General features: G+C 66.6%; 10 protein-coding genes. 5 read left to right on the top strand and 5 right to left on the bottom strand.

All coding sequences use genetic code 11. The features are described from left to right. Positions 1-3 precede the first annotated feature (3 nt). Positions 4-423 (bottom strand): MarR family winged helix-turn-helix transcriptional regulator, encoded by a 420-nt coding sequence (locus FGL98_RS19190; RefSeq protein ID WP_222432262.1) that lies wholly within the window; start codon positions 421-423, stop codon positions 4-6. 98 nt (positions 424-521) lie between these two features. Between FGL98_RS19190 and FGL98_RS19185 the strand changes: the two genes are divergently transcribed. Further along, positions 522-2,372: a chloride channel protein gene (locus FGL98_RS19185; RefSeq protein WP_222432261.1), complete on the top strand. Its 1,851-nt coding sequence runs from the start codon at positions 522-524 to the stop codon at positions 2,370-2,372. Positions 2,373-2,488: 116 nt separating this feature from the next. Here FGL98_RS19185 and FGL98_RS19180 read toward each other — a convergent pair whose 3' ends face one another. From FGL98_RS19180 to FGL98_RS19170, 4 genes are read right to left on the bottom strand one after another with little or no spacing between them, the layout of a single operon-like run. Further along, a complete protein-coding gene (locus FGL98_RS19180; RefSeq protein WP_146319481.1) occupies positions 2,489-4,090 on the bottom strand; it encodes an AMP-binding protein in 1,602 nt (533 codons plus the stop codon). Next, the gene (locus tag FGL98_RS19175) at positions 4,087-4,986 is read right to left on the bottom strand and encodes an AMP-binding protein (RefSeq protein WP_222432260.1); all 900 of its coding nucleotides are present in this window, start codon (positions 4,984-4,986) and stop codon (positions 4,087-4,089) included. The genes FGL98_RS19180 and FGL98_RS19175 overlap by 4 nt, the downstream gene beginning before the upstream one ends. Next, on the bottom strand, positions 4,944-5,303 hold the full coding sequence (locus tag FGL98_RS25895) for an AMP-binding protein (RefSeq protein ID WP_222432259.1): 360 nt from the start codon (positions 5,301-5,303) through the stop codon (positions 4,944-4,946). The genes FGL98_RS19175 and FGL98_RS25895 overlap by 43 nt, the downstream gene beginning before the upstream one ends. Before the next feature lie 24 nt (positions 5,304-5,327). Then, complete coding sequence (locus FGL98_RS19170; RefSeq protein ID WP_146319479.1) at positions 5,328-6,476, bottom strand: acyl-CoA dehydrogenase family protein; 1,149 nt, start codon at positions 6,474-6,476, stop codon at positions 5,328-5,330. A gap of 122 nt (positions 6,477-6,598) precedes the next feature. On the opposite strand from FGL98_RS19170, the gene FGL98_RS19165 reads away from it, so the two are divergent. The 4 genes from FGL98_RS19165 (at position 6,599) to FGL98_RS19150 (ending at position 12,772) form a co-directional block, all read left to right on the top strand. Beyond that, complete coding sequence (locus FGL98_RS19165) at positions 6,599-8,326, top strand: acyclic terpene utilization AtuA family protein (RefSeq protein WP_146319477.1); 1,728 nt, start codon at positions 6,599-6,601, stop codon at positions 8,324-8,326. Between the two features lie 79 nt (positions 8,327-8,405). After that, the gene (locus FGL98_RS19160) at positions 8,406-10,004 is read left to right on the top strand and encodes an acyl-CoA carboxylase subunit beta (RefSeq protein WP_146319475.1); all 1,599 of its coding nucleotides are present in this window, start codon (positions 8,406-8,408) and stop codon (positions 10,002-10,004) included. Between the two features lie 15 nt (positions 10,005-10,019). Next, entirely contained in the window at positions 10,020-11,999 is a 1,980-nt protein-coding gene (locus FGL98_RS19155) for an ATP-binding protein (RefSeq protein ID WP_146319473.1), read from the top strand. Then, positions 11,999-12,772: an enoyl-CoA hydratase family protein gene (locus FGL98_RS19150; protein ID WP_146319471.1), complete on the top strand. Its 774-nt coding sequence runs from the start codon at positions 11,999-12,001 to the stop codon at positions 12,770-12,772. Before FGL98_RS19155 ends, FGL98_RS19150 begins: the two co-directional genes overlap by 1 nt. Positions 12,773-12,781: the final 9 nt, after the last annotated feature.

The following is a 12,781-nucleotide window of genomic DNA, read 5'->3' as shown; positions in this document are numbered from 1 at the left end:
TGGTCACGCCGTGCGTAGCGTGTCGATCAGCTCGTCGACGACCGTCGCCAGGCGGGCCAGTTCCTCAATGTGCTCGGCCGACAACGCATTCAGTCGCTTACGGCCCTCATCGGTCAGAGTGAGACGCACGACTCGATGGTCGACGTCGTCCCGGACTCGTTCGATCAGCCCCAGCTCCTGGGTGCGGTTGACCAGTTCGACGGCGGTGTTGTGTCGCACCAGGAGATAGTCGGCGACCTCGCCGATCGTGGGGCCTTCCGGTCCGCGGTGACCGCGGATGGCGAGCAACAGCTGATGCTGGCTGCCCGTGAGGCCCATTGCGGCGGCCTGCCCGGCGCTCCAGTGCTCGAACTTGCGAAGCCGGGTCCGCACGGCAAGGAGGCGTGCGTAGTCGGCATCGGTGATGCGCGTGCGCGAGGTCACGGATGAGGCCCTTCGTAGAGGTCTGTCTTTACGATACTATGTCGTGGCACGACATAGTCGTGACACGACATAAGACGAGACCGACTGCGAGTGACCTGTTGAGCAACGCCACGCCGATCGCGCCGAACGATGTGCCGCGCGACATCCATCACCTGGGCGACTTCCGGGCGACACCACGACTGGTGTTGATCGCCGCGCTTGCGGTTCCCATCGGTGCGGTGAGCGCCGTGGTCGCCTGGGCGCTGCTGCGCCTGATCGGGCTGATCACCAACGCGATCTTCTATCAGCGCGTTGACACCAAGCTCGTGGCGCCCGGCGGAGGGCACGACCACTGGTACATCGTGCTGCTGGCGCCGATCATCGGTGGCCTGGTCATCGGCCTGATGGCGCGATATGGGTCCGAGAAGATCCGCGGTCACGGGATGCCCGAGGCGATCGAGGCAATCCTGCTGGGCGGCAGCAAGATTCAGCCGCGGGTTGCCGTGCTCAAACCAATCTCCTCAGCAATCGCCATCGGCACCGGTGGCCCGTTCGGTGCCGAGGGGCCGATCATCATGACCGGCGGTGCGGTGGGATCGCTGTTCGCGCAGTTCCTGCGGCTCACCGCCGATGAGCGCAAGACTCTGCTGGTGGCCGGTGCCTCTGCGGGCATGGCGGCGACCTTCAACACGCCATTCGCCGCCATCATGCTCGCGGTCGAGCTGCTGCTCTTCGAGTGGCGCCCGCGCAGCTTTGTGCCGGTGGCGACCGCGGTGTGCGTTGCCACTGTCGTGCGCCATCCGCTGCTGGGCTCTGGGGTGCTCTTCCCGGTGCACGGAGCGTTGCACATCACGCCGCTGGCCGAACTGCTTTGCGTCCTGTCCGGCGTCATCGCCGGTCTGCTGGCCATTGTCGCGACCATCCTGGTGTATGCGGCAGAGGACGGATTCCGGCGGCTGCCCGTGCACTGGATGTGGTGGCCGGCCATCGGCGGAGTCATCATCGGTATCGGTGGGATGATCGTTCCGCAAGCACTGGGCGTGGGCTACAACATCATCGGCTCCGAGCTGGACGGGTCGATCACGACCCAGCTGGTGATCGGCATACTCATCGTCAAGACGCTGATCTGGTCGTTGTCGCTCGGATCGGGGACCTCCGGCGGTGTGCTCGCCCCGATGTTCATGATCGGCGGCGCGCTCGGCGCGCTGGAGACACAGATCTTTCCGCACGTGGGACCCGGGTTCTGGGCGCTGGTGGCGCTGGCTGGTGTGCTCGGCGGGGTGATGCGTTCACCCTTCACCGGCGTGGTCTTTGCGCTTGAGCTGACCGGCCGGTTCGATGCGATCCTGCCCCTGATCATCGGGGCGTCAACGGCATTCGCGGTCTCGGCGCTGCTGTTGAAGCGCTCGGTGCTCACCGAGAAGATCGCCCGGCGCGGGTATCACCTCACCCGTGAGTACGACGTGGACCCGTTGGAGATCTACTTCGTCGGCGAGGTCATGTCGAGGGACATCCTGAGCTACGAGAGCGATCTGAGCGCCGTGGACGCGCTGGCCGAAATCAGCGGTGTGGATCCGGACAAGACGGACAGCCGTCGCCAGATGCTCTACCCGGTGGTCACCGGTGTGGACACCCTGGTCGGTGTGGTCACCCGCACGCAGCTGGAGACTGCGGTGCACAAGAATCAGGGCGACCGACCCGTGGCTGAGCTCTGCATCACCGCGCCCCTCGTGACGCATGCCGACCAGACGCTGCGTGAAACGGCAAATGCGATGGCGGCCAACGAGGTCGACAAGATGCCGGTGGTCGACCGGGACGACTCGACCAGACTGGTGGGGTTGGTGTCACTGACGATGCTGCTCGAGGGTCGGGTGCGCGATGTGCGTGAGGCGAACGAGTCCGAGCGAGTGCTGCGACTGAGGGTCGCCCGCCCGGGCTGGCTCAGTCGGCACGAGCGCACGCAGGACTGACACGGCAAGGCAACCGGATCTCGACACGCCCGCTCGGCCTGGGGCCTCGCGCGCTACTCGATCAGCGGGGCGGAGCGTTCGGCCGAGCGGGTCGAGGTGCCGGAACTCGCGGGTCGCTACTTGTTGAGGTTCTCGCGGACGATGTGCTTGATGATCTTGCCGGTCGCGGTCTTCGGCAGGACCTGCGCGGTCCGCACCGACTTGGGCACCTGGAACCCGGCCAGGTGTGCCTTGGCGTAGGCGATGACCCCGGCCTCGAGATCTTCTGCCGGAACGGTGCCGTCCGGGACGACCACGGCGCACACTGCTTCGCCCCAGCGGGCGTCCGGCAGCCCGATGACGGCGCACTCGGCGACGCCCGGCGCGTCGGCCACGACGCTCTCGACCGAGACGGACGACACGTTCTCGCCGCCGGACTTGATGATGTCCTTGAGGCGGTCGGTGAACCACACCACGCCCGCCTCGTCGAGGTGACCGACATCGCTGCTGTGGAACCAGCCGTGGGCGAAGGCCGTGGCATTCGCCGCCGGATTGTTCCAGTAGCCGCTGCACACGTGCGGTCCGCGATACACGATCTCGCCGGTCTGGTCGGCGGACAGCACCGCACCGTCGGGATCCATGATCTGGGTCATGACGGTGGGAGCCGACGGGCCCCACGAGTCGGCAGCTGTGTGTCGATGCTCCGTCCACTGCATGACGGTGGCCGGAACAACCTCCGTCTGCCCAGAGCCCAGGATCACCTCCGCATTCGGATAGAGGTCATCGACCTGGTCCAGGAGGGACGGAGGCATCGGGGTCATGCCGTAAAGCGCGGTGCGCACACTGCTCAGATCGCGAGCCCTGCCGCGCTGGGCGGCAAGGCAGGCGCCGTGCATCACCGGCAGCATCATCACGTGTGTCACCCGGTGCTGCTCGATGGCGTCCAGCACGGTGTCCGGGTTGAAGGGGCCCGGAAGCACGATGGTGCCGCCGACGGTCAGGGTCGGCATGCAGATGGTGTTGAGCGCCGTGGTGTGAAACATCGGTAGGACGTTCAGCAGCACGGTCCAGTCATGGCCCCAGCGATGATTGGCGATGATCGCGTTGCTGAGCAGGGCGATCTGCAGGCTCACATGGCTGATCAGCACGCCCTTCGGCCGAGAGGTGGTGCCGGAGGTGTAGAGGCACTGCACCGTGTCGCGGTCGTCGACCGCCACTTCGACGGTGTGCCCGTCACGCGCATCCAGCAGGCGCTGCCAGTCGTGGGTGTCTCGCCCTGCAACCTGCGTCGGTCCGTCACCCACGACGATGACCGTCTCGATGCCCGGCGCGTCGGCAAGCACCTCTTCGAGGGTCGGCACCAGATCGGCCGATACCACCGCGATCCGGGCGCCTGCATCTGCGAGAATCCACCGCTGGTCGGTCGGCGCGAGCAGGAAGTTCATCGGCAGAGCGACCAGACCCGCCTTCGCGCATCCGTAGTACACCGCGAGGACCTGCCACGAGTTGCTCATGACCATCGCCACGGGCTCCTGGTGCTCTATGCCGAGGTCGAGCAGTGCCGCAGCCGTGCGCTCGGCCGCATCGTTCAGCGCGCCGTAGCTGACCGAGGTGCCCTGGTCGATGATCGCTGCGCGGCTCGGGAACTGCGCAGCGCCACGGCTGAGCGAGTCGCCGACATTCACCCGCGTCGCGAGGTTCACGTCGAGCGGCTGGAGAAGGGAGAGGTCGGGTTTCATGAGGTCACCTGTTCACAGAGTGAGGGCCGCCGCCAACCGTGCGGCGCAGTTCGCGTTTGAGTATTTTGCCAGTCGCATTGCGGGGGGAGCTCGGTGACGAACTCGATGCGTCGAGGAGCCTTGTAGTGAGCGATTCGCTCACGCGTCCATCTAACCAGGGTGTCGCCGGTCAGGTCACTGTTTTGAGTGGTGACAACGATGCCTATCACCAGCTCACCACACTGGTCGTCGGGAACGCCCACGACCGCAACCTCGACGACATCGGGGTGTTCGTAGATGACCTGCTCCACCTCGATCGGGTAGACGTTTTCGCCGCCGGTGATGATCATGTCCTTCAACCGGTCTACGAGGCGGTAGAACCCATCTTCGTCGACGACCCCGAGGTCGCCGGTGTGAAACCAGCCGTCGTCGAAGGCTTCTTCCGTGGCCACCGGGTCATCCCAGTACCCGACGAAGACGTTCGGTCCGCGCACCGTCAGCTCGCCTACTTCGCCGACCGGCACCTCGTGCCCCGACTGGTCGACGAGACGGAAGTCCATGTGCGGCACCGGTCGGCCGATCGAGCCGGAGTGCTCCAGCACGTCCTCCGGCTGTAGACAGGCGGCACCCGGGGCCGTCTCGGTCATCCCGAAGCCTTCGGCAAAGGCCATCCCGTGAGCCTGCAGCGCCTTGATCACGACTATCGGGCAGGGCGCGCCGCCCGAGATCGCGAAGGTCAACGAGTCGAGGTCTCTTGCTGCCAGCGACGGCGACTGGGCGACCGCAGCCCACATCGCGGGCACCAGAAAGGCCTTGGTGACGCGATACGTCTCCACCACATCGAGCCACCTCTCAGGGGTGAAGGACTCCATGATCACGCTGCAGGCGCCGAGGTAGGCGAAGGGCACAGTGTGCACGCCGAGTGCGCCGATGTGGAAAGTGGCGCGGCCGAGACGGTGCAAGTCAGGGACGACGACTCGAAGACGACCGATGCGCCCGAGGGCGCGAGGATGTAATGGACCTCGGAAGCCGAGAGCCGGAAGTTGATCGGCACGCAGATGGCGCCGAGCTTGGCGACGGCGAACAGGATCTCCAGCATCTGCGGGCTGTTCAACGTCAGCGTGGCAACCCGGTCGCCCGGTCGCACCCCGTGCCGGCGAAGCGCATCCGCCAGAGCGTTGGTGCGCGCTTCAAGCTGCAGATAGGTCAGCCAGCTGCCGATTCCGAAGTCCATTGACGGTTCCTGTCCAGCTGAGGATCAGCTGGTCGGGAAACCGTCGAGGCGAGAAAGCACCTGCAGCATGACCTCGTCGGCGCCACCACCGATGGACGCCAGGCGTGCATCACGGAAGAATCGTGCCGTCCAGGTCTCTTCCATGTAGCCGATGCCGCCGTGGAACTGCATACATAGATCGGCGACCTCGCGGACCAGGCGCCCTGCGGTGAGCTTGGCGACCGCGGCCATGCGGGTGATGTCCTGCCCGGCGACGAGAGCCTCGCAGGTGGCGTAGTTGTGATGGCGCAGCAGGTCCAGTTGCGCGGCGAGCTCGGTGACGCGGAATGCGACGTACTGCTTGGACGCGAGTGACTTGCCGAACGTCGTGCGTTGGTGGAGATATTCGCGCAGTCGCTCCAGGGCGACGTCGCACTGGCCGACGACCGCGTAGGCGCAGGACATCCGCTCGATCTCGAACTGCTTCATCTGCTGCTGGAATCCGCGACCTTCGGTGCCGATCGTGTTGGCCACGGGCACGCGGACCTCGTCGAAGATGAGCTCGGCCGTGTCGGACGAGCGGTTGCCGAGCTTGTCGAGCTTGCGGGACACGGAGAAGCCGGGGGAGTCGGTGGGCACGATGATCTGCGACATGCCGCGGAAGCCGCCCTCGTCAGATGTGCGCGTCAGCAGGCAGATCCAGTCGGCCTGCGTGCCGTTGGTGATGTAGAGCTTGCGTCCGGTGATGACCCAGTCATCCCCGTCGCGCTTTGCCTTCGTGCGGAGCGCGGACACATCGGAACCGGTATCCGGCTCGGTGACGCCGATGGCGGCGACCGCGGTGCCGGCGATCGCCGGAGCGAGGAACTGGCGCTTCTGCTCGGCGGTGCCGTACTCGGCCAGGGACGGCGTGGCCATGTTGGACTGGACATTGATGGCCATGGGGATGCCACCGGCGTTGATCCGGCCCAGCTCCTCGCAGGCGATCATCGTGAAGGAGTGGTCCGCGCCTTCGCCACCGTATTCCGGCTCGTATTCGAGTCCGAGCAGGCCGACGGCCGAGAGTTTGGGGAAGAGATCGTGGGCAGGAAAGGCCCCGGCATCCTCCCATTCGTCGACATGCGGATTGATCTCGGTATCGACCAGTTGCCGTACGGAAGCTCGGAAGGCCTGGTGATCATCAGTGAACTGCATGATCGAACGGTAGCCGGGAACCATCGAAACAATCAAGCATGCTTGATTGATTTCTTGGAATGTGCCACTGTTCGTTGCATGGACCCGATGCATCGCTCGCACCACCGAACGGGGAATGACGCATGACTTCGATAGGGCGTACCGCCGACGTGCTGCGGGTGGGCAACTGCTCCGGCTTCTACGGAGACCGCTTCAGCGCCATGCGCGAAATGCTCGAGGGTGGCGATCTCGACGTGCTGACGGGGGACTACCTGGCGGAGCTCACGATGCTGATTCTTGCTCGTGACCGGGCGAAAGATCCATCGACGGGCTACGCAAAGACCTACCTGCGCCAGGTGGAGGACTGCCTCGGTCTCGCGATGGAGCGGGGCGTCACACTCGTCGCGAATGCGGGAGGCGTCAACCCCGAAGGCCTCGCCACGGCGCTCGTCGAGACCGCAAAGAAGCTCGGTCTCTCCCCTCGGATCGGATACGTCGCCGGCGATGACCTGACCTCCCGAGCCGGTGAGCTCGAGCTCGGTGAGCCGCTGGCTGCTCACGCCTACCTCGGAGCCTTCGGCATCGCCGAGGGCCTGCGAGCCGGAGCGGACGTCCTGATCACGGGGCGAGTGACCGACGCCTCGGTAATCATCGGTCCCGCAATTGCGCACTTCGACTGGCAACGTACGGATTTCGACGCACTGGCCGGTGCGACGGCGGCTGGCCACATCATCGAGTGCGGCACCCAGGCGACCGGTGGCAACTACTCCTTCTTCGAAGAGGTCGGAGAGATGATCCGACCGGGCTTCCCCATCGCCGAGATTCACGACGATGGCACCAGCGTGATCACCAAGCACGAGGGCACCGGCGGTGCGGTGACCACCGACACCGTGCTCGCTCAGCTGCTCTATGAGATCGGTGACGCGCGGTATCCCGGACCCGATGTCACAATGCGGCTCGACCAGGTGAAGGTCGCCCAGGTCGGGCCCGACCGGGTCAGCCTGAGCGGCGCCCGTGGCGAGGCCCCGCCTGCCGACGTCAAGGTGTCCTGCAACGCACTCGGCGGCTTCCGCAACGAGATGGTCTTCGTCCTCACCGGCCTCGACATCGAGGCCAAGGCTGCCCTGGTGCGTAGGCAGTTCGAGGATGCTCTGCAGGTGCAGCCGGCGCAGGTGACCTGGGATCTGGCTCGCACCGAGCACCCGGATGCCGACACCGAACAGGCTGCAACTGCGCTGCTGAGCGTCGTTGCCCGGGACAGTGACGAGCGCAAGGTCGGGCGGGCATTCTCCAATGCAGCCGTGGAGATCGCGCTGGGCAGCATCCCTGGGTTCCATGTCACGACTCCGCCGACCCGCGGTCAGGCCTACGGAGTCTTCACTCCTGGCTATGTGCCGCAGTCGGCTCCCGATCACCATGTGGTGCTGCCGGACGGCACGCGCGTGACGATCGACGCGCCGACCCAGACGCAGCATGTCGAGCCGTTGACCGGCGAGGACGCCACCCTTCCCGAGGCCCCCACCGGCGAGACCGAACGCGCTCCGTTGGGCGCGGTATGCGGTGCGAGGAGCGGAGACAAGGGCGGCAGCGCCAACATCGGTGTGTGGGCTCGCAGTGACGCAGCCTTCGCCTGGATGGTGAACACCCTGACGGTTTCCCGATTGCAGGAGCTGTTGCCCGAGACCGCCTCGCTGACCGTTCGACGAACCGTGCTGCCGACGATGCGTTCAGTCAACTTCGTGGTCGACGGCATCCTTGGCGAGGGCGTCGCCTACAACGCTCGATTCGACCCGCAGGCGAAGGGCCTGGGGGAGTGGCTGCGTTCCCGATACGTCGACGTACCCAAAACGCTGTTGCAGGAAGCCAAGTAATGAGTCTGCCAGGCTGCGAGGAAATGAGAGACATGAGTCACGCTGAGGTAGATCGACGCCACCTGACGGGACGTGCGTCATGACACGGCTACCCACCATGGTGGACTCGTCGTCCGCGGAGTTCCAGGCGGCAGCCGCCGCAATGACCACGAAGCTCGAGGAGATCGCGGGTGAGCAGGCGAAGGCTGTCACCGGTGGCGGACCGAAGGCGATCGACCGGCACCATTCGCGAGGCAAGCAGACCGCGCGTGAGCGGATCGAGCTGCTGTTGGACCGGGAGAGCCCGTTCCTCGAGCTCTGCGCCTTGGCCGGATGGGGCTCGGACTTCGCGGTCGGAGGCAGCATCGTTGCGGGCATCGGAGTCGTGAACGACGTCGAATGCCTTATTATCGCCAACGATCCGACGGTCCGCGGCGGTGCGAGCAACCCGTGGTCGATGCGCAAGACACAGCGGCTGCACGCCATCGTCGAGCAGAACCGACTGCCGCTGATCACGCTCGTTGAGTCCGGCGGTGCCGACCTGCCCACGCAAAAGGACGTGTTCATCCCCGGCGGGGCGATGTTCCGCAACATGACACGGCTGTCACGCGCGGGGGTGCCCACGATCTCCATCGTATTCGGCAACTCCACTGCAGGCGGCGCCTACCTGCCGGGCATGAGTGACCACGTCGTGATGATCGAGGAACAGTCGAAGGTCTTCCTCGCCGGCCCGCCGCTGGTGAAGGCTGCGACCGGCGAAGAGAGTGACGACGAGTCACTGGGTGGTGCCTCGATGCACGCGCGACAGTCCGGCCTGGCCGACTACTACGCACTCGACGAGCAGGACGCCATCCGGATCGGGCGTCGCATCGTGGCCAGGCTCGGCTGGAAGAAGCAGTCTCAGCCGGACACCGCGAACCCGCTCCCACCGCGGTATGACCCCGAGGAGCTCATCGGGATCGTCCCGGAGGATCTCAAGTCCCCGTTCGACCCTCGCGAGGTCATTGCCCGGATCGTCGACGACAGCGACTTCGACGAGTTCAAGCCGCTCTACGGCAGCTCACTGGTGACCGGCTGGGCCCAGCTGCACGGCTTCCGCATCGGCATCCTCGCCAACGCACGCGGTGTCCTCTTCAGTGCGGAGGCGCAGAAGGCGGCGCAGTTCATCCAGCTGGCGAACAGGTCGGATACCCCACTGCTCTTCCTGCACAACACGACCGGATACATGGTCGGCAAGGAGTACGAGCAGGGCGGCATCATCAAGCACGGCTCGATGATGATCAACGCCGTGTCGAACTCGACCGTCCCGCACATCTCGTTGCTGATGGGTGCCTCGTACGGCGCCGGGCACTACGGGATGTGTGGACGGGCCTACGACCCGAGGTTCCTGTTCAGCTGGCCGTCCGCCAGGTCGTCGGTCATGGGTCCACAGCAGTTGGCCGAAGTGGTGTACACCGTCTCGAAGGCCTCGGCTCAGGCGCAGAACAAGCCCTTCGACGAGGACGGTGCACAGGCCGTCCGCCTGGCCATCGAGCAGCAGATCGAGGCCGAGTCGATGCCGTTGGTGCTCTCCGGCATGGTCTACGACGACGGGATCATCGATCCCCGTGACACCCGGGCGGTGCTGGGCCTGGCCCTGTCCGCCATCCATACCGCCCCTGTCGAAGGCACTGACGCCTTCGGTGTCTTCCGGATGTGATTGAGGATGACTTCGATGATCAGCAGTGTCCTGGTTGCCAACCGCGGCGAGATCGCCCGTCGTGTCTTCGCGACGTGCCGTGCCCGCGGACTTGCCACCGTGGCGGTCTTCTCGGATGCGGACGCGCACAGCCCGCATGTGGCCGAGGCGGACCGCGCGGTCCGGCTGCCGGGCAATGCGCCCGCCGACACCTATCTGCGCGGCGACCTGATCGTCGCGGCGGCCAAGGCGGCCGGCGCCGACGCGATACACCCCGGCTATGGGTTCCTCTCGGAGAGCGCAAAGTTCGCCACCCAGGTGGCCGATGCCGGCCTGACCTGGATCGGCCCGCCGCCTGCGTCGATCGAGACGATGGGCTCCAAGGTGGAGTCCAAGAAGATGATGGCCGATGCAGGCGTGCCGGTGCTGAGCCGGCTGGACCCCGACCAGATCACCGAGGCCGAGCTGCCGGTGCTGGTGAAGGCCTCCGCCGGTGGCGGCGGCCGCGGCATGCGGGTCGTGCGCAAGCTCGCCGACCTGACCGAAGAGATCGAGAGCGCCGCACGTGAGGCGGGGTCGGCGTTCGGCGACTCGACCGTCTTCTGCGAGCGATACGTCGAGACCGGCCGGCACATCGAAGTGCAGGTCATGTCCGACCAGCACGGCACGACCTGGGCGCTGGGCGAGCGTGAGTGCTCCGTGCAGCGACGCCACCAGAAGGTGATCGAAGAGGCCCCGTCGCCGTTGGTCGAGCGCATCGGCCAGCACCTGCGCGACGAGATGCTCACGGCCGCACGGTCCGCAGCGAGCACCATCGGCTACGTCGGCGCGGGCACCGTCGAGTTCCTGGCCGACCATGACGGCTCGTTCTTCTTCCTCGAGATGAACACCCGCCTACAGGTTGAGCACCCGGTCACCGAGAACACCACGGGCCTCGACCTGGTGGGTATGCAGCTCGATGTGGCGAACGGTCTGCCACTGGAAGGCCCCGAGCCAACGCTGCACGGGTACTCGATCGAGGTCCGCCTCTACGCCGAAGACGCTTCCGCGGACTGGCAGCCGCAGTCTGGCGCGTTGCACCGGATCGAGATCCCGGAGGTGCGCGCCGAGTTCGCACCCCTGACGGAGCGGGGCATCCGCCTCGACTCCGGTGTGGTCAGCGGGAGTGAGGTGTCGACGCACTACGACCCGATGCTGGCCAAGGTCATCGCCACCGCGCCGACCCGGACGGAGGCGGCGCGCATTCTGGCATCGGCCCTGCAGCGCGCCCACATCCACGGATTGATCACCAACCGGGATCTGCTGGTCGGTGTGCTGCGCGAGCCGGACTTCCTGAGCGGGCACTTCGACACCGGATACTTCGGCGGGCACGAACCGGCCGGTCTGGCCGGGTCTGCGGCCGGTGACCCCGGCATCGCCGCGCTGGCTGCTGCGGTCGCCGACGCGGTCCGCGATCATTCGCGGCTGCACCTGCCTGCGGGGATCCCCGCGGGGTTCCGGAACGTGCCCGCGGGCCCGGCCACGCGGACCTACACAGTTGGTGAGAACGAACACGTCGTCTCCTATCGATGGGGGCGCCACGGGATCGAGCTCGACGACCAGCCGGGCGTGCAAGTGGTTGCGGCGGAACCGTCCGTGGTGACCCTGGAGGTCGACGGGGTCGAGCAGCGGCTCACCGTCACCCGGTACGGCACCGAGCTGGTGGTCGTGGACACCGCGGATGGCGCGGTCGCACTGCGGCCGGTCCCTCGCTTCGTCGACCCGTCCCAGGCGGTCGCGGCAGGGTCCCTGGTGGCTCCCATGCCGGGATCCGTGACGCGGATTGCCGTGGAGGAGGGCCAACAGGTCGAGGCCGGTGCGCCCCTGCTGTGGCTCGAGGCCATGAAGATGGAGCACGTTGTGCGGGCCGTCGAGGCCGGTGTGGTCGAGCAGATTGCGGTCAGTGTAGGCCAACAGGTCGAACCGGGCACCGTGCTGGCCGTCGTGGGCGCCGGGGAGCAGGAGGAGGATGCGTGATGGCCGATCCAGCGCTGGTGCAGTATGCGGTCGCGGACGCCGTCGCCACGGTGACCCTGGACTCTCCGCGCAACCGGAATGCACTGTCCACCCAGCTTGTCCGTGAGCTGCTCGACGGGTTGGGCCGGGCCGACAGGGACCCGGAGGTGCGCATGGTGGTGCTAACCCACACCGGCGGGACCTTCTGTGCCGGAGCGGATCTGAGCGAGGCTTCCTCATCGGACGCCGGCGACCCGGTGACGGAGCGAGGCCGCTCGCTGCTGTCGGTGCTGCGGACCATCGTCACGCTCGGCACGCCGGTCGTCGGCAGGATCGACGGCCATGTGCGGGCGGGCGGTATGGGCCTGGTCGGCGCGTGCGACCTGGTCGTCGCCGGACCGGCGGCGACCTTTGCCCTCACCGAGGCGAGGCTGGGCCTCGCGGCATCGGTGATCTCCGTGGTGGTGCTTCCCCGACTGTCCGGCCGGCAGGCGTCGCGGCTCTTCCTGGCAGCCGACAAGGTTGATGCGGCCGAGGCCGCCGAGATCGGCCTCGTCACCTGGGCGGCGGACGACCCGGATCTGGTCCTGGCCGCCGTGACCAAGAAGTTGCGAGCCGCATCCCCCCAGGGCCTGCGCGAGTCGAAGGCCCTGGTCAACCACGATCTGGTCGAGCAGCTGGATGCGGCCACCGACCGGGTCGTCGAGCAGTCGGCACGGCTGTTCGCCAGTGAGGACGCTCGCGAGGGGATGCTTGCCTTCCTGGAGAAGCGATCGCCGAAGTGGTCGCAGTGACCGGTCTTC

Source organism: Leekyejoonella antrihumi, assembly GCF_007845645.1.
GTDB classification, from domain to species: domain Bacteria; phylum Actinomycetota; class Actinomycetes; order Actinomycetales; family Dermatophilaceae; genus Leekyejoonella; species Leekyejoonella antrihumi.
This window is presented reverse-complemented; position numbering and strand designations above follow the sequence as displayed.